This window comes from Phreatobacter sp. GW821-FHT04C01 (assembly GCF_059420385.1).
Map to the genome: position 1 here is coordinate 1 of NZ_JBWKTP010000007.1, position 23,209 is coordinate 23,209.

Consider the following 23,209-nt stretch of genomic DNA (forward strand, 5'->3'; position numbering starts at 1 on the left):
AGCCGCAATGGCCAGCCCCGCCGCACACCCGAGTCAATCCGCCGCACTTCCTCTCCAGAGATATGTGCATGCCGTAGCCGCGCCTCGGGGAGCGGGGACTGTCATCCGGCAAGGATTCCGCTCATGGTGCCGTCTGGCCATGCAAGCAGGCCGCGAGGAGGAACGCCGCCATGAAAGTCACCGTCGAGATCGATTGCACGCCTCTGGAGGCCCGGCAGTTCCTGGGGCTTCCCGACGTGCAGCCGATGCAGGCCGCCATGCTGGCCGAGATGGAAAAGAGCATGATGGCCCAGGTGGAGCGCTTTTCGCCGGAGGCCTTGATGAAGACCTGGTTCTCCGGCGTGCCGCAGAATGCCGAATGGGTTTCGCAGATCTTCGGCAAGCTGTTCGCGCAGGGCGGCGGCGAGGCGCGCGACCAGGGCTCGTCCAAAGGCCAGCCCAAGGCCTAGCCACCACCATCGCGGCGCTCTCGCCGCGACCGGTCGCCGGCTGAATCGAAACCTGAGCCGGCCGGCCCAACCGTCGGACGCGATTCGCGAAACCGCGCGTCGGGGGCGGCCGCGGTGCCGGCTGGCGCATCGGCGCGCGAATGGGCTAACGGTCGGTGCGTTCGATGGAGACTGCTTTGCCGGCCCGACCTCTGATCACCTATCCCGATGCGCGGCTGCGCTTGAAGGCGCTGCCCGCCGGGATCGTCGACGACGCCGTGCGGGCGCTGGCGCGCGATATCCTCGAGACGATGACGGCGGTTTCCGCGGTCGGGCTGACCGGCCCCCATATCGGCGCCTTGCAGCGTGTCGTGGTCATTCGGCTGGCGCTCACGGCGGAAGCGCTGACCTATGTCGACCCTGAGATCGTCTGGGCTTCGTCGGAGACCGCGGTTCATGACGAGGGCAGCGTCTCCATGCCCGGCGTCACCGAGGCGGTCGAGCGTCCGGCGCGTATCAAAGTGCGCTATCTGGATCTTGCCGGCCGGCCCCGCGAAGACGAGGCCGATGGCTTTCTCGCCGCTTGCCTGCAGCACGAAATCGACCAGCTCGACGGTATCTTCTGGATCGACCGGCTGTCGCGGCTGAAACGCGAGCGGGTGATCAAGCGGTTCGACAAGCTCGGCCGGCACGGACGGATCTGACGCAGCCCTTCATGGCGATGGCCGGGACGGCGGTGGCATCGCGCCGACGCCCGCCTACTGCGACCGCGCCGGCGATCGGCCGGGCAGGGGATGCCGGTCCTCGAACCGGGACCCGGTCCAACGGAGCACGCGCGTGCAGTCCGGGTCGAAGCCGGCGCACTGTAGCCTGATCGCCGGAGTGCTGCCGATCATGGTCAGTTCCAGGTCTTCGACGCGGGCGTCAAAGACGAGCCGGTAGCCGGAGCCCGAGGAAACATAGACCCGATGGATACATCCGGCCGGCGTGCAGACGGCGCCGCGATTGCTGCAGCCGATATTGTCGAAATGGAGCGCGATGAACTGCTGCGTCGCGCCGCTTGGCGAAAGATGCCGCGAGAAATGAGCCTCTGCCCTCAAGCCTCCGCAGGCGCGCTCCAGCGGCGCGAGGTCGCGGCGGATCGCCTGGGGCAGCGCTTCGATCTGTCGGCTGGCCAGGCGCGGGTCGGGCCCGACGCCGCCACGCGCCAGTGACGTCGCGGGATTGCCGAGAAGAGCGAGCAAAGCGGCAAGGATGATCGGGGCGTGTCGGCGATAGGACCTGGCCAGGATGGCCAGTGCCCGGCGATGCATGAGAGTGCACATGGGCCGTCTCCCACGGTCAACGACGTCGAACGGCCGTCGCGGAAGCCGATGGTAGAAGATTCCAGCCGAAGTCCCAACATTTTTGCGCGGCGTGACCCCGCGATCGCATGGTCGTTTGGGTCGAGCGGCGGGGCGATCGTCTTGGCTGTGCTCGGCCGGCCGGCTCCTCCTGCATGCGAGCTTCCGGGAGGGGTGGTGCACCTCACCCATTGCTCGTTCGCGTTGAGATGAATTGCACGATGCACGCGGGAGTGAAGTTGTCGTGAGAGGTGTTGCGCCGGAGTGTTGTGATTGATCTATGTATTATCACATAGGATTGCTCGATAGGCGGTGCGACGCGGCTCGTATACTGCAGATTTTCTTGAATTGATAAGTTTGACCCGATTTATTTTACACGGCCTTACGTGCCGATCGCCAAGGCTCGGCCTCCTGTTTCGGGGGCGACCGACATGTTCGAGATTTTGAAGCATGCCGGAAGGCCGCGGGTCGATCCGATAATCCCGGCTCTGCGCAAGGCGCGCGCGACGATTGCCCAATTCAGGCGGCAGACGCAGGGCAACGTCGCGCTCATCTTCGCGATCGCCGTCATTCCCGTGGTGACCAGTGTCGGAGCCGCGGTCGATTTCAGCAATGCCAGCCGGGACAAGGCGGTGCTTGATGCCGCCGCCGACGTCGCGGCCCTGGCCGCGGTCACCAGTTCCGGCACGCTACCCTCGACGGCCGCTGCCCGGCAGAACGGCTTGAACTCATTCGCCGGCAATCTCAGCGGCAGAACGACGTTTCAGCTCAACAGCGTCGACATCAGCGTCGTCGACACGGGGCTGAGCAGGTCGTCGGTCGTCACCTATTCGGCGACGGTCAAGACGGCGTTCGGCGGTCTGCTCGGGGTCGACACCTTTACGATGACCGGCACGTCGACCGCCACGTCGACGCTGCCGACCTTCATCGACTTCCATATCCTGCTGGACAACACGCCATCCATGGGCGTCGGAGCGACCCCGGCCGACGTCGCGACAATGGTCGCCAATACCCCGGACAAATGCGGGTTCGCCTGTCACATCACCGGCTCGACGACCGACTACTACGCTCTCGCCAAGAGGACGGGTGTGACCATGCGGATCGACGTGGTTCGCCAGGCGACCCAGCAATTGATGGATACCGCCGCCGCGACGGTCCGCATGACCGGCCAGTTCCGCATGGCGATCTACACCTTCGGGGCGTCCTGCGCGACGCCGGGCTTCACCACCGTCACCAGTCTCACGTCCAGCCTCGCGACGGCCAAGAGCCAGGCGAGCGCCATCGATCTGATGACCATTCCCTCCCAGGGCTACAACAACGACCAATGCACCGATTTCGACGGAACCCTCTCGGCGCTCAATCTGACGATCGCAACGCCCGGAGACGGTGCGACGGCCGGTGCTCCGCAGAAGGTCCTGCTCCTCGTCTCGGACGGCGTCGCCGATGCCTATTATCCGTCGACCTGCCTGAAGCCGACCACCGGCGGACGCTGCCAGGAGCCGATCAACACGGCGACGTGCACGGCGATCAAGAACCGCGGCATTCGCATCGCGGTGCTCTACACGACCTATCTGCCGCTGACGACCAACAGCTGGTACAACAGCTGGATCAAGCCGTTTCAGAGCGAGATTCCGGCGCGTATGCAGGATTGCGCATCGCCCGGGCTCTATTTCGAGGTCAGCCCGACCCAGGGCATCGCCGACGCCATGGCGGCGCTGTTCCAGAAGGCGGTCGCGAGTGCGCGGCTGACGCGCTGACCAGGGCCTAGACCAGATAGGTCGACGCGGCGCCGAGGATGCCGACCAGCCCCATGCCGATCGCCGCATACCAGGGCCAGCGCTTGCCCCGCGTGATGATCGCGATGGTGCAGATCGCGATGCTGACGTGAACGAAGGTCGCCGCGTAGGTCAGGCGCTGGTGCCGCCGTTCGTGCACCGCGCCGGCGGCGAGTTTTTCGTCGCGCTCCTGCTCGAGCTCCCTGGCTTTCCTGGCGATCTCCGCGCTCTCGTCTTCGTGTCGCTTGGCTTCCTGACGAAACTCCTCGGTGCGCACGGCGGAGGTGATGGCTGCGATCTCCAGGACCTTCTGCTTCAGGCTCTTGGCCTGGTAGAAGGCCCATTGGTCGCTCGCCTGGGCCTGTTTCAGCACGGCGTCGTTCTTGTCCGCGATGGCATGGCTGGTCTCGACGGTTTCGAAACTCGCGATGATGGCCGCGACGACGGCCAGTGCCGCGATCGTCGCCGATACCGTCATCATGAAGCTGTCGCCCTGTTCGACGGCATGATGGGCCTCTTCGGCATGCTCGAGATGTTCATGCGGAAGTTCTTCCATCATGCGAGCCTTTCGTAAGGTATCGGGCGGCAGTGGAGCAGTTTGCGCTCCCTCGGTTTTGATGTTTTCGCTTCTCTCGGCAGGGCCCGTCGGGCACTGATCATGAGTCTCCAATCTATCGCGTCGCTTCGAAGCCGTAGCTACGCAGAAGCACCATGGCCCGATGCCGGACGGAGATCCGCGTTTCTCGGGCGGCCTTGGCCTGTGTTGCTGTTGCCGGGCGACAGGCGCGGGGGGCGGCAACCACATGTTGCTCGGCCTCCGGCGACCGGCGCGGCGGATGCCCTTCGCGGCGCAAGCTCGCCGGATGCCGATTGCCTTCGGCGCGACCGGATATGCCGTCGCATGCGCGGATGTGGCTGTGGCGCCGATGGGCGTCGCGAAAAGGCAGGCGGCGAGCCGGAAGAAGAACCCGGCTCCCGGCCCCGGTGCCATCGACACGGCCTTGGGATTTTGCGACACCCTTGGCGCGTCGGAACGGGCTTCTCTGGATCAAAGCGCATGGCTGAACGAACGGTTTCCTCGGGTGTGGCGACCATCATCGAACGCGGCGCCTCGCCCTTTCTCGCGGGCTTCCGGCTGATCGACGTCACCGTCGAGACCGGCATCACGATCCGCGCGGCGGTCGGCGGCAAGGGGCCGCCGCTGCTCCTGCTGCACGGCCATCCGCAGACCCATGCGACCTGGCGCAAGGTGGCGCCGGCGCTGGCCGAACGCTTCACCGTGGTCGCCGCCGACCTGCGCGGCTATGGCGACAGCAGCAAGCCGGAGGGCGGTGAGGGACATGTCGCCTATTCCAAGCGTTGCATGGCCGCCGACCAGGTGGCGCTGATGCGGGAGCTCGGCCATGACCGTTTCGGGCTGGCGGGGCACGATCGCGGTGCCAGGGTGGCCCACCGCCTGGCGCTCGACCATCCCGACGCCGTGTCGCGCATCGCGGTGATCGATATCGCGCCCACCGCGACCATGTATGCCCGCACCGACAAGGAGTTCGCGACACGCTATTTCTGGTGGTTTTTCCTGATCCAGCCGGCGCCGCTGCCCGAGCGGATGATCGGCGCGGATCCGGAATTCTTCCTGCGCAAACATATCGACGGCCAGAACAAGACGCCTGGCGCGACCGAGCCGGCAGTCTTCGCGGAATATCTGCGCTGCTACCAGGATCCGGCGACGCGCCATGCCATTTGCGAGGATTACCGCGCCGCCGCGACCATCGACCTCGTCCACGACGCCGCCGACGCGCAGGCGCGCATCGGCGTGCCGCTGCTGGCGATCTGGGGCGGCAAGGGCACGGTCGGCGCGCTCTATGACGTGCTCGAGACCTGGCGTGAAAAGGCCGTCGACGTGACCGGCCACGCCTTCGACTGCGGTCATACGCTCCAGGAAGAGCAGCCGGCCGAAACGATCGCCGAACTGGCGGCATTCTTCTCGTCCTGAGTCTTCGGTCCCGAGGGCCTTTGTCCGCCGCCTCGGGCGGTTGCAGCGCGCGGCGGGAGGAGCGCCGCGTTCGCGCTCGAAAGCCATCGCAACACCGCGCAATCCGCGACAATTCTGCGCGCCGGCAGCCAGCACTACCAAGAGAGGCGTCAATGCCCCGCCGAACTCTTGGAGATTTGAAATGCTCGCGCGTCGCTCGCTGCTGGCTGCCATGGGTGGCGGCCTGATTGTCGCCACAACCGCACTGAATGCCCATGCCTGCTCAATTCTGGCCGGCTCAACTCTGGCCGGAGCGCCTCCCTTGCCGGATACGTCCCGTACGGTCGCCGCCATGCGCCGCAGCCTGGCCTCGCCCGGTGCGGCGGCGGAGCCGCGCGAGATGCAATAGTATGTCGTGCGCCGCCGCTACTGGGTCCGGCGCTACTATGTCCGGCCTCGGCGGTTCGCCTGGCGCTGCTGGTGGAACGGCTACGGCCGCGTCTGTCGCTGGCGCTATTTCTGAGCGCTGAAGCCCAGGCGGAGACCGTTTTGCGTCATGATTGCGCTGGCGCAAATATATCCGGGCGTCGCTGCACGCTGTATGCGTCGACGCGTTCGGCGCCGTTTCCAGCATGTCTTCAAACGAAAAACGCCGGGGTGGAGGAGCCCCGGCGTTGATCTTGGGTAGGACCGGCTGCCGCCGGCATGCACGTCAGGTTAGTTCGACGAAGAGAAAGCCGAGGACGGCACCGCCTCGCGGTTGATCAGGCTGCCCGTCGCCTGGCCGTTCTGGGCGAAGCGAGCGGTGAACTCGCGCGGCTGAACCGGCGCATAGGTCGAAACGGCAGGGGTTTCGACGAAGCCGGCGGCGTCATCGGCCAGGGCCGGAGCGACGAGGCCAAGCGGGGCGAGCAGGGCGGCGGCAAGGATGAACTTCTTCATGACAGGTCTCTTTTTTGTGGTCCGGCTGGCGATGAACGCCTCAGGCCGGAATGTGGGCGGGTAGGTCGGCGAAACGGGCGTCGGCGCTTGGGTCGACCAAAATCAGTTGGACGACGAGAAGGCCGAGGACGGCACCGCTTCGCGGTTGATCAGGCTCTGGTCGGCACCCGACACATGGCTGTAGCGCGCCGTGAACTCGCGCGGCTGGGCCGGTGCATAGGTGGTGACCGAGGGGGTCTCGATGAAACCGGCGGCATCGTCGGCCAGGGCCGGAGCGGCGAGGCCAAGCGGGGCGAGCAGGGCGGCGGCGAGGATGAATTTCTTCATGACAGTCTCCATTGGAAAACCCGGTGGTGGGAGGGACACGCCTGATCCGGGATGTTTGTTTCGGTGCCGGCGGGAGGTGTCCGCCGCCGACAGGACTGAGATAGGCGCCCCGCCGTTCACTTGCCAATCACGAAATTGAGAAAATGCATGCGCGATCGCATGAGTGTCATTTTATTTGTGCATGAGTGCAATTTCGGCAAACGCCGATCTATGCCGGGCGGGGCTCGGGTGCGCGGATCATGTCGATCAGGGCGCGCAGGGCCGAGGGCACATGACGATGCCCGGGATAATAGATGTAGAGGCCGTCGAAATCCGGGCACCAGTCGGCGAGCACCGGCACCAGCTGGCCTGACTGCAGGAGCGGCATCACGCGGGCCTCGGAGACATAGGCGAGCCCCAGCCCGTCAAGGGCGGCACGGATGGAAATGTCGGCATCATCGCTGATCAGGCGTCCGGATACCGGCGCCTCCTGGGCGAAACCATCCTTGGCGAAGGCCCAGGGGAAGATCTTGCGGTCATGCGCCATGCGCTGCCGGATACAGTCGTGATGGGCGAGATCGTCCGGGTGCTCGGGCGTGCCGTTGGCGGCCAGATAGGCCGGCGCGCCGACGACCAGCAGCTTCAGGGGCCCGACGACCCGGATGGCGACCATGTCGGCGGCGACCCGTGCCCGCGGCGCGATGCCGGCATCGAAGCCTTCGGCCACGATATCGGACATCCGGGGATCGACCGCGAGCTCCAGCCTGACATCGGGATAGGTCGCCATGAAGCGTACCCAGACCGGCGCCAGCGCCACCATCGAGGCGAATTGCGGCACGAACAGCCGCAACAGGCCGAGCGGCCGCTCGCGGCGCTCATCGAGGTCCTGCAGCGCGCCGGATATCGCATCGAAGGCGGGCATGAGGCGCTCGCGCAGGCGCGCGCCCGCTTCGGTCAGCGCGACGTTGCGGGTCGTCCGGTTGAACAGCCGGACGCCGAGCCGCGCCTCCAATTGCCTGACGGTGTGACTGAGCGCCGACGCGGTCACACCCATCCGGTCCGCCGCGACCCGGAAACTGAGGCTATCGGCGATCGCCAGGAACACCGTCAGGTCGGAGATGTCGCTTCGTTCCATTGCTGAATTCTGCTCAACGGACCATCAAAAACAAAGCTATTCCGAAGTCGGCTTTTTCGCCCATTTTTCTGGTGAGAGCGCGGCTCCAGAAACCACGGTCAAGATCGAGAGGCCGTCGGCCGGTGATCGTCGATCCGAGGATCAATCTGATCGATGTCCGCAGCCCCCGGAAAACAACCAGGACTATAACCGTGGCAGATGGAACACCCAACTCCTTGGTGGGCAGTGCAGAACGCATGGCTCCCGTCCCAGGCTTCGGCGGACCGGCAAAGGCCGACGACGCGGCGCACGCGAAGGTCCCGGGGGCCGAACCCGAGGCGCCGCCGGCCTCCGAGCCCACCGGCCGCAACAGGGCGGCGCCGTCGATCGTGCCCGCCGGCGCGCCTCCCGGGCGTGTAGCCAAAGGCCGCCGCCGGCTGCTTCGGCCGCTGCTGTTCGCGCTTTTGCCGATTGCCCTTGTCGCCGGTGGTTATGCCTATGTCACCGGCGGCCAGGTGATGGCGACCGACAACGCCTATGTGCAGGCCGCGATCCTGGCGGTCGCCACCGATGTCTCGGGTATCGTCCAGAAGATCGATGTTCGGGAGAACCAGCAGGTCGCCGCCGGCGACGTGCTGTTCCGGCTCGACGATCTGCCGTTGCGGCTGGGCCTGACCCGCGCCGAGGCCCAGGTCGGCATCATCAGGAACGACCTGGTCGCGCTGCATGCGAGCTATCGCGACATGCAGGAGCAGATCGTCCAGGGCGAAACCGACATCGCCTTCTACAAGCGCGAGTTCGAGCGCCAGCAGGAACTGGCCAAGCGTAATGTCGCCTCGCAGGCGACCTTCGACCAGGCCAATCACAACCTGGCGACCGCGCAGCAGAAACTCGCTTCGCTCAAGCAGCAGCTCGCCGGCATCGCGGCCAACCTCAACGGCGCGCCCGATGATCCCGTCGAACAGCATCCGCGCTACCGGGACGCGGTCGCGGCGCGCGACGAAGCCGCCCGGCAGCTGGCCCATGCGGTGGTCAAGGCGCCCTTCGCCGGCACCGTGACCAATGTGCCGTCCCTGCAGGTCGGCCAATACCTGGCGGCGGCGACGCCGGCCTTCAGCATTGTCGCGACCGATCATGTCTGGATCCAGGCCTCGCCGAAGGAGACCGAGTTGACCTATGTCCGGCCCGGTCAGCCGGCCAGCATCTCGGTCGACACCTATCCGGGCCAGGTCTGGCGGGGAACGGTCGACAGCATCAGTCCGGCTTCGGGCTCGAGCTTCTCGCTCCTGCCGGCGCAGAACACCACCGGCAACTGGGTCAAGGTGGTGCAGCGCATCCCGATGCGGGTGCGTATCGACACGCCTGCCGGCAGCCCGCCGCTCCGGGTCGGCATGAGCGTCACCGTCGATGTCGATACCGGCCATCCGCGCGGCCTGCCCGAGGCGGTGGCGCGCCTGCTGGGCCGGCCGGAGGTCCGCCATGAGTGACGCGGCAACGGCCGCTGCGCCGACGATCGCCAATCGCGGGGCGATCACGGCCTGCGTCATCCTGGCGGTGATCATGCAGGCGCTCGACACCACCATCGCCAATGTCGCGCTGCCCTATATCCAGGGCAGCGTCTCGGCGAGCGCCGACCAGATCAACTGGGTGCTGACCTCCTATATCGTCGCGGCCGCGATCATGACGCCGCCGTCTGGCTATCTCGCCACCCGCTTCGGCCGCAAGCGCATCCTGATGGTCGCGATCGTTGGTTTCGTCATCGCCTCGATCCTCTGCGGCCTGGCGCAGTCGCTGGTCGAGATCGTCGGTTTCCGTCTGCTCCAGGGTTTTTTCGGCGCGGCGCTGGTGCCGCTGTCGCAATCCATCCTGCTCGACATCTACACCCCCGAGGAGCGCGGCTCGGCCATGGCGCTGTTCGGCGTCTCGGTGATGGTCGGCCCGGTGCTCGGCCCGGTGATCGGTGGCTGGCTGACCGACCATGTCAGCTGGCGCTGGGTGTTCTATATCAACCTGCCGATCGGTGCTTTGGCGCTCGCCGGCGTCTCGGCCTTCGTGACCGAGACGAAGACCAATCTCGGTGCCAGGCTCGACTGGCTGGGCTTCGGCGCGCTCAGCCTGTGCATCGCCGCCCTCCAGCTGGCGCTCGATCGGGGCGAGCAGCTCAACTGGTTCTCGTCGGGCGAGATCATCCTGGAGAGCGTGGTGGCCGCTGCCGCGGCTTACGTCTTCCTGGTGCACACCTTCACCGCCGACAAGCCCTTCGTGAACCCGAAGCTGTTCCTTGATCGCAACTTCTCGGTGGGCATGCTGTTCATCTTCATCGTCGGCGTCACCTATCTCGCCTCGCTCGCGCTGATGACGCCCTACCTGCAGACGCTGATGGGCTATCCGGTCGTCACCGCCGGACTGGTCATGGGGCCACGCGGGCTCGGCACGATGCTCTGCATGTTCGCGGTCGGCCGGCTGATCGGCAAGGTCGATATCCGCCTGCTGCTGCTCACCGGCCTCGGCCTCACCGCCTATGCCATGTACGACATGACCGGTTGGACCCCGGCGGTGTCGCAATGGACGATCGTCTCCACCGGTTTCATCCAGGGGGCGGGTCTCGGCTTCCTGTTCGTGCCGCTGACCACCGTGACCTTCGCCACGCTGCCGGCCGAACAGCGCGGCGACGGCACCGGTCTCTACAATCTGTCGCGCAATGTCGGCTCCAGCGTCGGCATTTCCATCGTCTCGGCGCTGCTGGTGCAGAACGTCCAGGTCAACCATGCCGATATCGCGGCCTATGTGACGCCCTATAACCGCATGCTCCAGATGCCGGTCGTGGCCCAGGCGCTCAGCCCGGTGACGGCGGCCGGCCGGGCGGCGCTCGACAGCATCGTCACGCTGCAGGCGACCGTCATCGGCTATATCGACGACTTCAAGCTGATGATGATCCTGTCGCTGGCGGCCATGCCGCTGGTGCTGCTGCTGCGTCGGCCGGCGAAACCCGCCGAGACCGATCATTCCCTGGCGATCGAATGAGCGGCGGCGGGCCGCCGCGCCGGCGTGGCGAGACGGGACCCGTGCCTCAGAGACGGGCGCCGCGCGGCGGTTGCTTCGCCGGCGACGACAGGCCGCTCGCCTGCGGCACGGCCGCCAGCAGCACGGGTGGCGCCCAGCGGACGCGGTTGCGGCCGTCCGATTTCGCGCGATAGAGAGCGTCGTCGGCGGCCTCGATCAGGTGGTGCCAGGCATGGCCGCCGCGAATGCCCCTGGCGACGCCGAAACTGGCGGTCACGCACAGGCGCTTGCCGTTGGTGACGATCATTTCGTGCTGCTGCAGGATGAGCCGCATTCGCTTCGCCAGGTCGATGGCGGCCTTGATGTCGTGGCCGGGAACCACGATCGCGATCTCCTCGCCGCCGAAGCGAGCGACGATATCGGCCGGACCGACGATCGAGCGCACGAGATCGGCGACCGCGATGAGCACCTGGTCGCCGACCAGGTGGCCATGCTGGTCGTTGACCTGCTTGAAATGATCGATGTCCATGAGGATCATGCAGACCTCGCTGGCGAGGCCCCGGTGCGCGGCATCGGTTTCGCCGATCCTTTCGAGCGCGCCGCGGTTCAGGAGCCCGGTCAGGCCGTCGGTTTCGGCGAGCAGCTTGAGCTGGTCCGTGAGGGCTGCGCGTTCGCGCAATTTGCCGCGCAGAACCGCGATCGCGTCGAACAGGCGGGTCATTTCCCGGGCGCGCGAGGCCGCCGCCGACGGTGCGACGTCGCGATCGTCGGCCAGCGCGATCACCATGTCCCGGGCCTGCAGCAGCGGCCTGAACACGAAGCGCTGCGCCGAAACGATCAGGCCGGCGAGGATCGCCAGGATGGCCAGGGTCAGGCCGGCCGCCGCCGCCAGGATGCGCAGGGCACGGTCGCGATCGACCGTAACCCGCTCGATCGTCATGTCGAGAAAGCCGCCGCGCAGCTTCTCCAGCGGTTGCAGCGTCGGCACGAAAAGGGCGGTCAGCTCGGCGGGCGTCATCGAATAATTGCCCGAGCCGCGGCCCTCCTGGACGAGGCCGGCAAGGATGGCGAGCCCGTCGCCGAAAAACTGCCGCTCGGCATCGCGCCTGATGGCCGCCAGGCGCGGGTCGTCGAGAGCGAAATCGTCCTGGCGCCCGATCAACTGCCACAATTGCAACAGGCGGCCGCGGGTCCGGCTGAAATCGATGAGGTTGTTGAGTGCCAGCGGCTGGCGGGCGGCGATTGGCGCCATGATCTGCGAGGCGATCCGGCCGCCATATTCACGCAGGTCGCCGAGCATCTGGCCGGTCATCACGGGGCCCGCCAGGCGGGCGTCGCGCTCGACCAGGCGCTGGACCTTCCAGCTGATGCCCGGCTGGAGCTGGTCGACCACGGCGAACATGCCCTCGATGGCGGCCTGGATCTCCGCCAGCTGGCGCTCGGCGAGCGGCACGCTGCCGAGCCGATCGATCTCGCCGCGCGCGCGGATCAATTGTTGCCGGACCCCCTGCAGGACCGCCGGCGGGACGTGGCGTTCCGCGATCTGCTCCGTCTCGGCATGATCGGCGAGCCGGTCGAGCGCCGCGTCGCTGGCGCCACGAAAACGCGCGAGGCGCTGCCGGGCCGCGCTGCCATTCGTCGGCGGTTCGCCCAGGACGTCGTTGCTCGGGCCGCGCTCGGCCGACAGCAGGTTGGCGGCGTCCAGGAGCAGCCGGTAGTCGGAGAGGTCGTGCAGGTTGCGCCTGGCGGTGATGAAGTCGTCATAGGTCCGCAGGAGCAGGCCGGCGGCCAGGATGATCGTGCAGATCGTGACGATGCCGGTGCCGATCCACAGCTTGAGATGAAGGCTGTGGTCAGCTTGTCCACGGCCGCCGTCAGGCGCGGCGTCGGCTTTCGACCGGAAGAGAGTTCCGAATATTGAGACAATATTTTTGGATGTTTTGATCATTATATTCTCATAATATTCGGAGTATTGAAGTTTTCGTCTCTTTCAAAGCCCGTTTTATTTCCATCGCGCCGGTGCCGGCGTCAAGTGGTATTATCGGGTATGGTTTTACCGTTCAGCCCCTAAGCTTCTGTGAAATCGTTTAGTTAACGTTCCCTGGATCGCGCCGGAGCGATCACGGCCCCGGTCCGATGCTTCCTTTGCGTCCGGCCGACGGCGGGCCGCAGGGGGAACCCTTCGCGCGGTCGTGCATTTCATGTCCAGGCGAAATGCGACGATGGTGACCATGACCCTGCGCGCGATCCGGATGAAGCTGCTTTCCCGACCCATCTTCAACTGGGCGACACGTGCCATGCCGGCGATTTCGGCGACCGAACGCGACGCCATCGAGGCCGGCACGGTCTGGTGGGACGGCGAATTGTTCACCGGCAATCCGGACTGGGCCAGGCTCGTCGCCATGCCGCCGGCCCGGCTGTCCGAGGAGGAACAGGCCTTCATGGACGGGCCGGTGCGCGAGCTCTGCCGGATGGTCGATGACTGGACCATCGCCTGGCGCGACCGCGACCTGCCGCCCGAGGTCTGGCGCTTCATGCGCGAGCAGCGCTTTTTCGGCATGATCATCCCGAAACGGTATGGCGGCCTGGGCTTTTCCAACACGATGCATTCGGAGGTGGTGCGCACTGTGTCGTCGGCGAGCGTGGTGGCCGGCGTCACCGTCATGGTGCCGAACTCGCTGGGCCTCGGCGAACTGCTGATGCATTTCGGCACCGACGCGCAGCGCGGCTACTGGCTGCCGCGTCTTGCCGAGGGTTCGGAAATTCCCTGCTTCGGCCTGACCTCGGCGGATGCCGGCTCGGACGCCGCCGCCATGACCGATATCGGCGTGGTCGAGCACGGCCTGCACGAGGGCAGGGAGGTGCTCGGCATCCGCCTGAATTTCCACAAGCGCTACATCACGCTCGGGCCCGTCGCGACTGTCATGGGCCTCGCCTTCAAGCTCGAGGATCCGCGGAACCTGCTCGGCCGCGGCCAGGATCTCGGCATTACCGTGGCCTTGCTGCCGACCGCCACGCCCGGCGTTTCCCATGGCGAGCGGCATCTGCCCCAGATGACCCATTTCCAGAACGGGCCGCTGCAGGGCGAAAACGTCTTCATTCCCATGGACTGGGTGCTCGGCGGCGAACAGCAGGTCGGCGAGGGCTGGAAGATGCTGATGACGGCGCTCGCCGCCGGCCGCGGCATTTCGCTGCCCTCGCAATCGGCGGCGGGGGCGGCGATGTGCGCGCGGGCCACCGGCGCCTATGCCCGGATCCGCAGCCAGTTCCACGTGCCGATCGGCCTGTTCGAGGGCATTCGGCTGCAACTCGCCGATCTCGCCGCCAATGCCTATCTGCTCGATGCCGCGCGCCGGCTGACCGTTGCCGCCCTCGACCAGGGCCACAAGCCCTCGGTCATCTCGGCCATCATGAAATACCACGCCACCGAGCGCATGCGCCGTTCGGTCGAGAAGGCCATGGACATCCATGGCGGCAAGGCGATCATCGACGGTCCCCGGAATTATCTCGGCGGGCTCTACCGCTCGGTGCCGATCGGCATCACCGTGGAGGGCGCCAATATCCTGACCCGTAACCTGATGATCTTCGGCCAGGGCGCGATCCGCTCGCACCCCTTCATGCTGAAGGAAATGCTGGCGCTGGCGGAACCGGACAAAGCCAGGGGGCTTGAGGCCTTCGACGAGAGCTTCTGGGCCCATGCCGGCCATGCGGTCAAGAACGCCTTCCGGGCCTTCGGCCGCGGCTGGACCGGCGGCCGTTTCGCCCCGGCGCCCGCAGGCGTCGGGCTGCCGCATCATTGGCAAATACTGTCGCGCCATGCCGCCGCCTTCGCGCTTGTCTCCGACATCGCCCTTCTGACGCTCGGCGGCGATCTCAAGCGCAAGGAAATGCTGTCGGCGCGGCTCGGCGACATCCTGGCGGAACTCTATCTGCTCGGCGCGGCGCTGAAGCGCTTCGAGGACGAGGGACGGATGGCGGAGGACCAGCCGATCGTCGACTACATCATGGCCCAGGGCGCCGATCGTCTGGGGGCGGCGTTCCAGGGCGTCCTCGCGAACCTGCCCTCCCGCGCAGCCGCCCACCTCGTCGGCTTCATCGCCTTTCCCTTTGGCGTGCCGCGCCGTGAGCCGTCCGATCGGCTCGCCAACCAGGTCGCCGAAATCCTGCTCACGCCGTCGGCGCAGCGCGACCGCCTGACGCCGGGTCTCTATGGCGGGGAGGGACGGCCCGACCATCCGCTCGCCCATCTCGAGGAGGCGTTCCGGCTGATCGTCGCGGCCGAGCCGGTCGACAAGAAGCTGCGCGCGGCGAAGGTCCGGGATCCCGGCGAGGCGTACCGGCGCGGCCTCATCTCGGATAGCGAGCGCGACCAATTGGCCCGCCTCAAGCAGGCGGTCGATCGCGTGGTTGCAGTCGACGCGTTTCCCATGGACGATGTCTCGCCCCTCGCGGCGCAGCACCACCGGCCCCAGGCTCCAGGGACCGGCGCCTTGGCGATGGGCAGGCGCGAGGCGGCTGAATGACCATGGCGGATGTTGCGGCACCGGCGGCGCGCGGCGGCGGCCGGCCGGTCTATCTGGTCGACGGCGCGCGCACGCCGTTCCTCAGGGCGCGCGGCAAGCCCGGGCCGTTCACCCCGGTCGATCTCGCGGTTCAATGCGGCCGGCCCTTGCTGCTGCGCCAGCCGTTCTCGCCCGACGCCTTCGACACCGTCATTCTCGGCTGCGTCAATGTCATTGCCGACGAGATGAACCCGGCCCGGGTGGCGGCGCTGCGGCTCGGCATGGGCGAGGCCATGACCGCCTTCACCGTGCAGATCAATTGCGGCTCGGGCATGCAGTCGATCGATACCGCCTTCCGCACCATCGAGGCCGGCAAGGCCGACCTGATCCTGGCCGGCGGGGCCGAGGCGCTCAGCCATGCGCCGCTGGTGCTGCGGCGCGAGGCGGTCGAATGGTTCGGCCGTTTCGCCGGCGCCCGCTCGACCTGGCAGAAGCTTGCTGCGCTCGGCGGCCTGCGTCCCGGCTTCCTCAAGCCGGTGATCGGGCTCGAACGCGGCCTGACCGATCCCATCACCGAACTGAACATGGGGCAGACGGCGGAAGTCGTCGGTCATCTCTTCGGCATTTCGCGCGCGGCGGCCGATGCCTATGCGCTGGAGAGCCATCGCCGGCTCGCGCGCGCCCAGGAGACCGGCGAGCTCGACGGCGAGGTGATCCCGGCGGTGGCGCGCGACGGCAGCCTGTTCGACAAGGACGACGGCGTCAGGCCCGACACCTCGCTGGAAAAGCTCGGCGCCCTGAAGCCGGTTTTCGAGCGTCCCTATGGCAAGGTCACCGCCGGCAATTCCTCGCAGATCACCGATGGTGCCTCCTGGGTGATCCTCGCTTCCGAGGCGGCGGTCGAAAAGCACAGGCTGAAACCCCTGGTCCGCATTGTCGACAGCGAATGGGCGGCGCTGGATCCCGCCATCATGGGGCTTGGACCCGTGCTGTCGTCGACGCCGCTGATGCAGCGCCACGGCCTCGGGCGGGCCGATATCGATGTCTGGGAGCTCAACGAGGCCTTCGCTGCCCAGGTGCTCGGCTGTCTGGCCGCCTGGGACGATGCGCGCTTCTGCCGCGACGTGCTCGGGCTCGACGCGCCCTTCGGCCGGGTCGAGCAGGACCGGCTCAATGTTGACGGCGGCGCCATCAGCCTCGGCCATCCCGTCGGCACCAGCGGCAATCGCATCGTGCTGCATCTCGCCAACACGCTCCGGCGGCGCGGCGTGAAACGCGGCATCGCGACCGAATGTATCGGCGGCGGGCAGGGCGGCGCCATGCTGCTGGAGGTGGCATGATGCGCGACAAGTCCGTGCCGGTTCGCGGCGTCATGGCCGATCGGGAAATGGAACTGGGGCCGGTCACGCTCGTGAAGAGCCTGACCCATTGGCGGCTGAACAAGGGCGACGACGGCATCGCCTGGCTGATCATCGACCGGGCGGGCGAGAGCGCCAATAGCCTGTCCGAAGCGGTGATGCAGGAACTGGACATCCTTCTGGCCGATATCGCCGGTCTCGGCGTCCGTGGCCTCGTCCTGCGCTCGGCCAAGCCGGGCGGCTTCGTCGCCGGCGCCGATATCAGGGATTTCCGCGGTGTCGCCGATGCCGCCGAGGTCGAGACGCGGATGCGCCGGGCGCATGAGATCGTCGATCGACTGGCGTCGCTGCGGATCCCGACGGTTGCGGTCATTCACGGCCACTGCCTCGGCGGCGGCCTGGAACTGGCGCTCGCCTGCCGCTACCGTATCGCCGTCGACGGCGCCAAGCTCGGCTTTCCCGAGGTCTTGCTCGGCCTGCATCCGGGCCTCGGCGGAACCTTCCGCCTGACCACGCTGATCGATCCGGTCGAGGCCATGACCATGATGCTGACCGGCGCGTCGGCCCATGCCGCCAAGGCCCGGCGGCTCGGCCTGGTCGATGCGGTGGTCGAGGAGCGCCACGTGGCGAGCGTGGTCGGCGCGGCGATATCGGGCAGCCTGAAACCGGCGCGCCGCAATTGGACCAGCGCGGCTTACGCCCTGGCGCCGGTGCGCCGCTTCGTCGGCAAGAAGATGCGCGTGGAAGCCGAGAAGCGGGCGCCCGAGCGGCACTATCCGGCGCCGCATCGGCTGATCGCCTTGTGGGAGGAGCATGGCAGCGACAAGAAGGCCATGCAGCCGGCCGAAATCCGCTCCTTCTCCGAACTGCTCGCCGGCAAGACCGCCCAGAACCTGATCCGCGTCTTTTTCCTGCGCGAAGCGCTGAAAGGCCTCGGCAAGGGCGAGAGCCTCATCAAGCATGTCCATGTCATTGGCGCCGGCACCATGGGCGGCGACATCGCGGCCTGGTGCGCGGCCCGCGGGCTGACCGTCACGCTCGCCGATCTCGACCGCAAGGCACTGGCGAAGGCGGTTGGCCGGGCCTCGTCCTTCTACGACAAGCGGCTCCATTCCGGCATCGAACGGCGCGACGCGCTGGACCGGCTCGTCCCGGATCTCGGCGGCGACGGCGTGGCTGAGGCCGACCTCGTCATCGAGGCGATCGCCGAAAACCCGGAGGTGAAGCGCAAGGTCTTCGCCGGCCTGGCGCCACGGATGAAGCCGGGCGCGATCCTGGCGACCAATACGTCGAGCATTCCGCTGGAGATCCTGCGCGAGGGCCTGCCTTTTCCCGAGCGCTTCGTCGGCATCCACTTCTTCAATCCGGTGACCCGGATGGAGTTGGTCGAGGTGGTGGCCCATGACCAGGCGAGCGAAGCGACACTTGCCCGCGCGCGTGCCTTTTGCGGCCGGATCGAACGGCTGCCGGCACCGGTCAGGAGTTCGCCCGGCTTCCTGGTCAATCGCGCCCTGACGCCCTATCTGGTCGAGGCCTTCGTCATGATCGACGAGGGGATCGCAAGGGAAACCATCGACCAGGCGGCGGTCGATTTCGGCATGCCCATGGGGCCGCTCGAACTGGCCGACCAGGTTGGTCTCGATATCGGGCTGCACGTCGCCGAAATGCTCAAGGGCGCGCTGCCGGATCCGATGCCCGCCATTCCCGGCTGGCTGCGCCAGATGGTCGAGAGGGGCGAGCTCGGCCGCAAGACCGGCAAGGGCCTCTATGACTACGACGCCAAGGGCAAGCCGGTGAAGAAGGACGCGCCGGCACCGGACCCCGACATGGCCGATCGGCTCGTCATGCCCATGCTCAACACCTGCGCCAGGCTGTTGCGCGAAGGCGTGGTGGCGGATGCCGACACCCTCGACGGGGCGATGATCTTCGCCACCGGGTTCGCACCTTTCCGGGGCGGCCCGATCCACTATGCCAGGGAGCGTGGCATCGCCGACATCATCGCCACCTGCAGCCGCCTCGAGGCGCGTCATGGCGCCCGGTTCCGGCCCGACGAGGGCTGGCAGGCTTTGGCCGGCGAGGCCCCCGTCCAGGCATGAGCCAGCCCGAAATCCATAGCCAGGCCCGCGACGTCGCCGACCGCATCATCGAGGCGCTGAACGGCCGGATCATGCTCGGTCTGCCGCTCGGGCTCGGCAAGGCGATCCGGATCGCCGACGCGCTTTATGCCCGCGCCGCGGCGGACCGGTCGATCCGTCTCGACATCTTCACCGCCCTGACGCTGGAGCCGCCGGGCTGGTCGTCGGACATGGAGAGGCGCTTTGTCGAACCGCTGAACCAACGGCTGTTCGAGGGCTATCATGTGCCGGCCTATGCCGCGGCCCTGCGCGGCGGCGGCCTGCCCGACAATGTGACGGTGAGCGAGTTCTTCCTGCAGGCCGGCCGCTGGCTCGACGTGCCGGCGACGCAGCAGGCCTATATCAGCGCGAACTACACCCATGCGGCGGGCTATCTGTTCGACCGTGGCGTCAATGTCATCGCCCAACTCGTCGCCAGGCGCGGCGAGGGGGTTGAGGCCCGCTACAGCCTCGCCTGCAACAGCGACACCACCCTCGACCTGCTGCCGAAGCTGCGGGCGAGCCCCCGCCGGTTCCTGCTGGTCGGCGAGGTCAATTCCGCCTTGCCGTTCATGGGCGGCGAGGCGGTCTTGCCGGCGAGCGAATTCAGCCACGTCCTGGAGACGCCGGGCGCGGAGCCGCGCCTGTTCGCGCCGCCCAAGGAACCGGTCTCGGAGGCCGACCATGCCATCGGCATCCATGCGGCGAGCCTGGTCAAGGATGGCGGCACCTTGCAGATCGGCATCGGCTCGCTCGGCGATGCCGTGACCGCGGCGCTCGTGATGCGCCATCGCGATCCCGTCCTGTTCGCCGAAACCCTGCAACGGCTCGATGGCGGCGCCACGTCCGTGCCGCGCGAGACCGGCCGGTTCGAGCAGGGGCTCTACGCCACCAGCGAAATGTTCGTCGACGGTTTCGCCGCACTCTACCGCGAGGGCATTCTCAAGCGCCGCGCCGCCGACGGCGCCTTGCTGCATGCCGGCTTCTTCGTCGGCAGCGAGGAATTCTACCGCTTCCTGCGCGACCTGCCCGAGGCCGAGCGCGACCTGTTCCAGATGCGGCCGATCTCCTTCGTCAACGCGCTTTATGGCGACGAGGCCGCCAAGCGCCGTGACCGCGTCCACGCCCGTTTCGTCAACAGCGGGATGATGGTGACGCTGCTCGGCGACGTGGTCTCCGACGGCCTCGGCACCGGCCGCGTCGTGTCGGGCGTCGGCGGCCAGTACAATTTCGTCGCCCAGGCCTTTGCGCTCGACGGCGCACGCTCGATCATCACGCTGAACGCGGCGCGCCGCGCCCATGGCGAGAGCGAGAGCCGGCTCCTCTGGAACTCGGACCACACCACCATTCCCCGCCATTTGCGCGACATGGTGGTGACCGAATACGGCGTCGCCGACCTGCGCGGCCAATCCGACCGCGATTGTATCGTCGCGATGCTGTCAATCGCCGACAGCCGGTTCCAGGATCGGCTCGCCAAGGAGGCGCGCGACGGCAAGAAGGTCGAGGCCGGCTTCAAGCTGCCGGCGGCGAAGCAGGCCAATTCGGCGCAGCGGATCGGCGAGGCGCTGCGGGTGGCCAAGGCTCGCGGCTATTGCCAGGCCTATCCCTTCGGCACCAGCTTCACCGCCGAGGAACAGCGCCTGCTGCCGGCCCTGGCGCTGCTGCGCGACCGCACCAGCGATCCCTGGTCGAAGGCAAGCGTGGTGCTGTCGTCGCTGGAAACCGGCGGCATGAACGGCCGCTACGACCCGGAGCTCCGCCGCATGGGGCTGGAGGCCCCCGGGACATTGTCCGAGCGCCTGTCCCGGCGTGTCCTGCGCTGGGCGCTCGCCGAGGTCGATGCCGAGCGTGTGATGGCCGCCGATTGACGGATCGTGCCAAAGGCAAGCCGGCCGGCTCGCCATGATGCGACGCATCAGTCGGCGGCGATCACACGCGACGGCCGTCGAAACGACGGGCGCGCCCAGTGCGGCACGCGCCGGGGGCGGTCGGCCGGGCGGTTCCCGCCACGCCGGCATCGACCGGCGCCGCTATTTTTCGCGCTTCTTGCGGCGGGTGGGCGTCGCCTCGGCATCGGCCTTCTTCAGGTTTTCGAGGATCAGGTAGGATCCTTCGCGCAGATCCCGCACGGCCAGTTCGCCGGCTTCGCTCGGCGATTTGCGGCTCAGCGCATCGATGATCAGCAGGTGCGGATGCACCTCCGAATGGGCGCGGCGAACCTGGGGGTATTGATTGTTGACGAAGGGCCCGGCGAGCAGCCAGAGGTTCTCGATGATGCGAACCAGGACCTCGTTGTCCGAGGTCCTGTAGATGGTGAAATGGAAGGCCTGGTTGGCGGCCAGCGCCTCCTTCCATTTCGCCTCCTGTTCGGATTGAACGAAGCGCTGGTGTGCCGCTCTCAGGTCGTCCAGCACGGCATCGGTGATATTGACCGCGGCCAGCTCCGCCGCCAGCCGTTCGAGCGGCACGCGCGCCTCGCGGATCTTGATGTAATGTGGAATGGTCAGCACCGGCACCCGCGGCTGGTGGCCGAGCCGCAGCTCCAGCGCGCCTTCGCGCACCAGCTGCATGATCGCTTCGCGGACCGGTGTCGGAGAGGTCTCGTAGCTCGCCGCCAGGCCGCGGATATTGAGCCGGTCGCCGGATTCGTAGACGCCGGTCATCAGCGCCAGGCGCAGGCGGCTGTAGATCTTCTCGGAAAGGCTGTCCCTGACGGCGCCGAGCGGCTCTTCCATGGAAACGTCTGGCTGCTTGGTGCTCATGCTGGATCCTGCTTCGGCCGGCGGCGCCTCGAGTGTTAGATGAAGATAGCGCGTCTGCCGATAATGAATTGCGTTGCCGCGCGGACGGCGCCTGGTTCGATCGCGACGGCGCGACCGCCGCCCGGGGAGGCAGGGCCGATCTTTGGCGCGAGCGCGTGCCGTCAAGGCACTCGCCGACCGAGTGCGAATTTTGATCGACGATATATCGGAGAAATAGCCCGGTCAAACGCGAGCGCATTGCCTGTTCCGCCGAAATTTTTAGCTTGGGCGTTTGGGCGATCGCGTCGCCGGATCGGTTTTCTCGGGCAAGCTTCGTTGGCAAAAAGATAAGTAATAGCAACAATATGATCGAGGTGTGTTCGCGGAGGATCCGGCCTGGTAAGCCCGCGGGCTTCTTGTTTGTCGCGCGTTTTCGGGCGACCAGGCCGTGCCGATTTCGCCATAGCAAATATTCATATGGCATCGGCGGGGAATGTGTATCGACATCATTTTGAATTTTGATATATCAAAAAAGGACAGGTAAGGGCGAGGCAGCCTTCTGGCTTGTCGTGTGGGGCAGCAAATGGGTTTGTCGTTCGAGCGGGAAGGCGGCGTGGCGCATTCCGGTGTGACGTTCGAGGTCTTGACCGAGATCGGAATGGAGATCGGTGAAAGCCCGGTATGGGATGCGGCGCGCAGTGTCCTCTGGTTCGTCGACACGCTGTCGCCGGCGATCTTTTGCCTGGCGCCGTCGACCCGCGGCGTCCAGGCCTACGCAATGCCGGCCTCGGTCGGCAGCATCAGTCTCGCGCATGACGGCCGTCTGGTCGTTGCGCTGCGGACGGGGGTGCATCTCTTCGATCCGGGTTCGGGTGGGCTCGAATTCCTGGTTCACCCCGAACCCGACCGGGGCATGAATCGGCTGAACGACGGCAAGGTCGGGCCGGACGGCTGCTTCTGGGTCGGCAGCATGCATGACTCCGTGCCGCGCGCGCCGACCGGGGCGCTCTATCGCGTGACGCCCGACGGCGGCTGCTCGCGCGTGCTCGACGGCATCAAGGTTTCCAATGGCCTGGCGTGGAGCCCCGACGGCCGGACGATGTACCATGCCGACAGCCGCGGGCCGTTTGTCAAAGCCTTCGATTTCGATGTGGCGTCGGGCGGGATCGCCAATGCCCGGCTCCTGGTGTCGCTGACCGAAGAGCAGGGGCTTCCCGACGGCGCCGCGGTCGATCGTCACGGCATCTATTGGAGTGCCGGCGTCACGTCCGGCCGGATCAACAGGATCGCGCCGGACGGGGGCCTGATGGAAAGCATCGCGCTGCCGGTCGCCGCGCCGACCATGCCCTGTTTCGGCGGCGCCGACATGCGCACCGTCTACGTCACATCGCTTGCTTCCGACCGATCGGGTCGCCACGAGCCGGGCGCTCTTATTGCCTTCCGCTCGGAGGTGCCGGGCGTCGCGGTCGATCGCTTCGGCGAGCCGCGCGGGTGGGTCGGCGGCGAGCTGCCGGTCCGTCCGCTGGTCGAATAGAGGCCTTTTGATATACGATATGTCGTAGAATGAGAGCGTCACGGGCGGGCCGAGGCGCCTCCCGCCGCCAATGAACA

The 23,209-nt window shown here is 67.0% G+C and carries 20 protein-coding genes; 12 read left to right on the plus strand and 8 right to left on the minus strand.

The window, feature by feature from the left end; genetic code table 11:
* Positions 1-170 precede the first annotated feature (170 nt).
* Complete coding sequence (locus tag AC07WJ_RS24155) at positions 171-449, plus strand: DUF6489 family protein (protein ID WP_494937224.1); 279 nt, start codon at positions 171-173, stop codon at positions 447-449.
* Between the two features lie 176 nt (positions 450-625).
* Positions 626-1,132 (plus strand): peptide deformylase, encoded by a 507-nt coding sequence (locus tag AC07WJ_RS24160; protein ID WP_494937225.1) that lies wholly within the window; start codon positions 626-628, stop codon positions 1,130-1,132.
* A 54-nt stretch (positions 1,133-1,186) separates the two neighbouring features.
* Here the strand turns inward: AC07WJ_RS24160 and AC07WJ_RS24165 are convergent, their stop codons facing one another.
* A complete protein-coding gene (locus AC07WJ_RS24165; RefSeq protein ID WP_494937226.1) occupies positions 1,187-1,753 on the minus strand; it encodes a hypothetical protein in 567 nt (188 codons plus the stop codon).
* Positions 1,754-2,202: 449 nt separating this feature from the next.
* Here AC07WJ_RS24165 and AC07WJ_RS24170 point away from each other — a divergent pair, with 449 nt between their 5' ends.
* Positions 2,203-3,528 (plus strand): TadE/TadG family type IV pilus assembly protein, encoded by a 1,326-nt coding sequence (locus AC07WJ_RS24170; RefSeq protein WP_494937227.1) that lies wholly within the window; start codon positions 2,203-2,205, stop codon positions 3,526-3,528.
* Between the two features lie 7 nt (positions 3,529-3,535).
* Here AC07WJ_RS24170 and AC07WJ_RS24175 read toward each other — a convergent pair whose 3' ends face one another.
* Positions 3,536-4,105 (minus strand): DUF4337 family protein, encoded by a 570-nt coding sequence (locus AC07WJ_RS24175; protein WP_494937228.1) that lies wholly within the window; start codon positions 4,103-4,105, stop codon positions 3,536-3,538.
* 498 nt (positions 4,106-4,603) lie between these two features.
* Between AC07WJ_RS24175 and AC07WJ_RS24180 the strand changes: the two genes are divergently transcribed.
* Together AC07WJ_RS24180 and AC07WJ_RS24185 are read left to right on the plus strand one after the other, a co-directional pair.
* Positions 4,604-5,539 (plus strand): alpha/beta fold hydrolase, encoded by a 936-nt coding sequence (locus AC07WJ_RS24180; RefSeq protein WP_494937229.1) that lies wholly within the window; start codon positions 4,604-4,606, stop codon positions 5,537-5,539.
* Positions 5,540-5,720: 181 nt separating this feature from the next.
* Positions 5,721-5,927 carry a hypothetical protein gene (locus AC07WJ_RS24185; protein WP_494937230.1) on the plus strand — a complete coding sequence of 69 codons (207 nt, stop codon included), beginning with the start codon at positions 5,721-5,723 and terminating at the stop codon, positions 5,925-5,927.
* 308 nt (positions 5,928-6,235) lie between these two features.
* Here the strand turns inward: AC07WJ_RS24185 and AC07WJ_RS24190 are convergent, their stop codons facing one another.
* The 4 genes from AC07WJ_RS24190 to AC07WJ_RS24205 all read right to left on the minus strand — a co-directional run bounded on the left by AC07WJ_RS24190 (position 6,236) and on the right by AC07WJ_RS24205 (position 8,139).
* Complete coding sequence (locus tag AC07WJ_RS24190) at positions 6,236-6,460, minus strand: hypothetical protein (RefSeq protein WP_494936124.1); 225 nt, start codon at positions 6,458-6,460, stop codon at positions 6,236-6,238.
* A gap of 102 nt (positions 6,461-6,562) precedes the next feature.
* Positions 6,563-6,787 carry a hypothetical protein gene (locus AC07WJ_RS24195; RefSeq protein ID WP_494937231.1) on the minus strand — a complete coding sequence of 75 codons (225 nt, stop codon included), beginning with the start codon at positions 6,785-6,787 and terminating at the stop codon, positions 6,563-6,565.
* Between the two features lie 208 nt (positions 6,788-6,995).
* The gene (locus AC07WJ_RS24200) at positions 6,996-7,901 is read right to left on the minus strand and encodes a LysR family transcriptional regulator (protein WP_494937232.1); all 906 of its coding nucleotides are present in this window, start codon (positions 7,899-7,901) and stop codon (positions 6,996-6,998) included.
* A gap of 13 nt (positions 7,902-7,914) precedes the next feature.
* Complete coding sequence (locus tag AC07WJ_RS24205) at positions 7,915-8,139, minus strand: hypothetical protein (RefSeq protein ID WP_494937233.1); 225 nt, start codon at positions 8,137-8,139, stop codon at positions 7,915-7,917.
* Between AC07WJ_RS24205 and AC07WJ_RS24210 the strand changes: the two genes are divergently transcribed.
* Both AC07WJ_RS24210 and AC07WJ_RS24215 read left to right on the plus strand, forming a co-directional pair.
* Entirely contained in the window at positions 8,138-9,367 is a 1,230-nt protein-coding gene (locus AC07WJ_RS24210) for an HlyD family secretion protein (protein WP_494937234.1), read from the plus strand. The genes AC07WJ_RS24205 and AC07WJ_RS24210 overlap by 2 nt on opposite strands.
* A complete protein-coding gene (locus tag AC07WJ_RS24215; protein WP_494937235.1) occupies positions 9,360-10,904 on the plus strand; it encodes a DHA2 family efflux MFS transporter permease subunit in 1,545 nt (514 codons plus the stop codon). Before AC07WJ_RS24210 ends, AC07WJ_RS24215 begins: the two co-directional genes overlap by 8 nt.
* 46 nt (positions 10,905-10,950) lie before the next feature.
* On the opposite strand, the gene AC07WJ_RS24220 is transcribed toward AC07WJ_RS24215, so the two are convergent.
* Positions 10,951-12,831, minus strand: coding sequence for a GGDEF domain-containing protein (locus AC07WJ_RS24220; protein ID WP_494937236.1), 1,881 nt, complete (start codon positions 12,829-12,831; stop codon positions 10,951-10,953).
* Positions 12,832-13,114: 283 nt separating this feature from the next.
* On the opposite strand from AC07WJ_RS24220, the gene AC07WJ_RS24225 reads away from it, so the two are divergent.
* From AC07WJ_RS24225 to AC07WJ_RS24240, 4 genes are read left to right on the plus strand one after another with little or no spacing between them, the layout of a single operon-like run.
* Positions 13,115-15,406, plus strand: a complete 2,292-nt coding sequence (locus tag AC07WJ_RS24225; RefSeq protein WP_494937237.1) for an acyl-CoA dehydrogenase — start codon at positions 13,115-13,117, stop codon at positions 15,404-15,406.
* Positions 15,403-16,725, plus strand: a complete 1,323-nt coding sequence (locus AC07WJ_RS24230; protein WP_494937238.1) for an acetyl-CoA C-acetyltransferase — start codon at positions 15,403-15,405, stop codon at positions 16,723-16,725. Before AC07WJ_RS24225 ends, AC07WJ_RS24230 begins: the two co-directional genes overlap by 4 nt.
* Positions 16,725-18,839, plus strand: coding sequence for a 3-hydroxyacyl-CoA dehydrogenase NAD-binding domain-containing protein (locus AC07WJ_RS24235; RefSeq protein WP_494937239.1), 2,115 nt, complete (start codon positions 16,725-16,727; stop codon positions 18,837-18,839). Before AC07WJ_RS24230 ends, AC07WJ_RS24235 begins: the two co-directional genes overlap by 1 nt.
* Positions 18,836-20,725, plus strand: a complete 1,890-nt coding sequence (locus tag AC07WJ_RS24240; RefSeq protein WP_494937240.1) for an acetyl-CoA hydrolase/transferase C-terminal domain-containing protein — start codon at positions 18,836-18,838, stop codon at positions 20,723-20,725. The genes AC07WJ_RS24235 and AC07WJ_RS24240 overlap by 4 nt, the downstream gene beginning before the upstream one ends.
* 162 nt (positions 20,726-20,887) lie before the next feature.
* On the opposite strand, the gene AC07WJ_RS24245 is transcribed toward AC07WJ_RS24240, so the two are convergent.
* The gene (locus AC07WJ_RS24245; protein ID WP_494937241.1) at positions 20,888-21,619 is read right to left on the minus strand and encodes a GntR family transcriptional regulator; all 732 of its coding nucleotides are present in this window, start codon (positions 21,617-21,619) and stop codon (positions 20,888-20,890) included.
* A gap of 637 nt (positions 21,620-22,256) precedes the next feature.
* On the opposite strand from AC07WJ_RS24245, the gene AC07WJ_RS24250 reads away from it, so the two are divergent.
* Positions 22,257-23,132, plus strand: coding sequence for an SMP-30/gluconolactonase/LRE family protein (locus AC07WJ_RS24250; RefSeq protein WP_494937536.1), 876 nt, complete (start codon positions 22,257-22,259; stop codon positions 23,130-23,132).
* The last annotated feature ends 77 nt before the right edge of the window (positions 23,133-23,209 follow it).

Coding starts and splice junctions, on each gene's coding strand:
- AC07WJ_RS24185 (WP_494937230.1), top strand. CDS start 5,721: ATGCTCGCGCGTCGCTCGCTGCTGGCTGCCATGGGTGGCGGCCTGATT.
- AC07WJ_RS24190 (WP_494936124.1), bottom strand. CDS start 6,460: ATGAAGAAGTTCATCCTTGCCGCCGCCCTGCTCGCCCCGCTTGGCCTC.
- AC07WJ_RS24225 (WP_494937237.1), top strand. CDS start 13,115: ATGACCCTGCGCGCGATCCGGATGAAGCTGCTTTCCCGACCCATCTTC.
- AC07WJ_RS24240 (WP_494937240.1), top strand. CDS start 18,836: ATGAGCCAGCCCGAAATCCATAGCCAGGCCCGCGACGTCGCCGACCGC.
- AC07WJ_RS24155 (WP_494937224.1), top strand. CDS start 171: ATGAAAGTCACCGTCGAGATCGATTGCACGCCTCTGGAGGCCCGGCAG.
- AC07WJ_RS24215 (WP_494937235.1), top strand. CDS start 9,360: ATGAGTGACGCGGCAACGGCCGCTGCGCCGACGATCGCCAATCGCGGG.
- AC07WJ_RS24200 (WP_494937232.1), bottom strand. CDS start 7,901: ATGGAACGAAGCGACATCTCCGACCTGACGGTGTTCCTGGCGATCGCC.
- AC07WJ_RS24230 (WP_494937238.1), top strand. CDS start 15,403: ATGACCATGGCGGATGTTGCGGCACCGGCGGCGCGCGGCGGCGGCCGG.
- AC07WJ_RS24180 (WP_494937229.1), top strand. CDS start 4,604: ATGGCTGAACGAACGGTTTCCTCGGGTGTGGCGACCATCATCGAACGC.
- AC07WJ_RS24210 (WP_494937234.1), top strand. CDS start 8,138: ATGGCTCCCGTCCCAGGCTTCGGCGGACCGGCAAAGGCCGACGACGCG.
- AC07WJ_RS24170 (WP_494937227.1), top strand. CDS start 2,203: ATGTTCGAGATTTTGAAGCATGCCGGAAGGCCGCGGGTCGATCCGATA.
- AC07WJ_RS24220 (WP_494937236.1), bottom strand. CDS start 12,831: ATGATCAAAACATCCAAAAATATTGTCTCAATATTCGGAACTCTCTTC.
- AC07WJ_RS24195 (WP_494937231.1), bottom strand. CDS start 6,787: ATGAAGAAATTCATCCTCGCCGCCGCCCTGCTCGCCCCGCTTGGCCTC.
- AC07WJ_RS24235 (WP_494937239.1), top strand. CDS start 16,725: ATGCGCGACAAGTCCGTGCCGGTTCGCGGCGTCATGGCCGATCGGGAA.
- AC07WJ_RS24205 (WP_494937233.1), bottom strand. CDS start 8,139: ATGCGTTCTGCACTGCCCACCAAGGAGTTGGGTGTTCCATCTGCCACG.
- AC07WJ_RS24165 (WP_494937226.1), bottom strand. CDS start 1,753: ATGTGCACTCTCATGCATCGCCGGGCACTGGCCATCCTGGCCAGGTCC.
- AC07WJ_RS24175 (WP_494937228.1), bottom strand. CDS start 4,105: ATGATGGAAGAACTTCCGCATGAACATCTCGAGCATGCCGAAGAGGCC.
- AC07WJ_RS24250 (WP_494937536.1), top strand. CDS start 22,257: ATGGAGATCGGTGAAAGCCCGGTATGGGATGCGGCGCGCAGTGTCCTC.
- AC07WJ_RS24245 (WP_494937241.1), bottom strand. CDS start 21,619: ATGAGCACCAAGCAGCCAGACGTTTCCATGGAAGAGCCGCTCGGCGCC.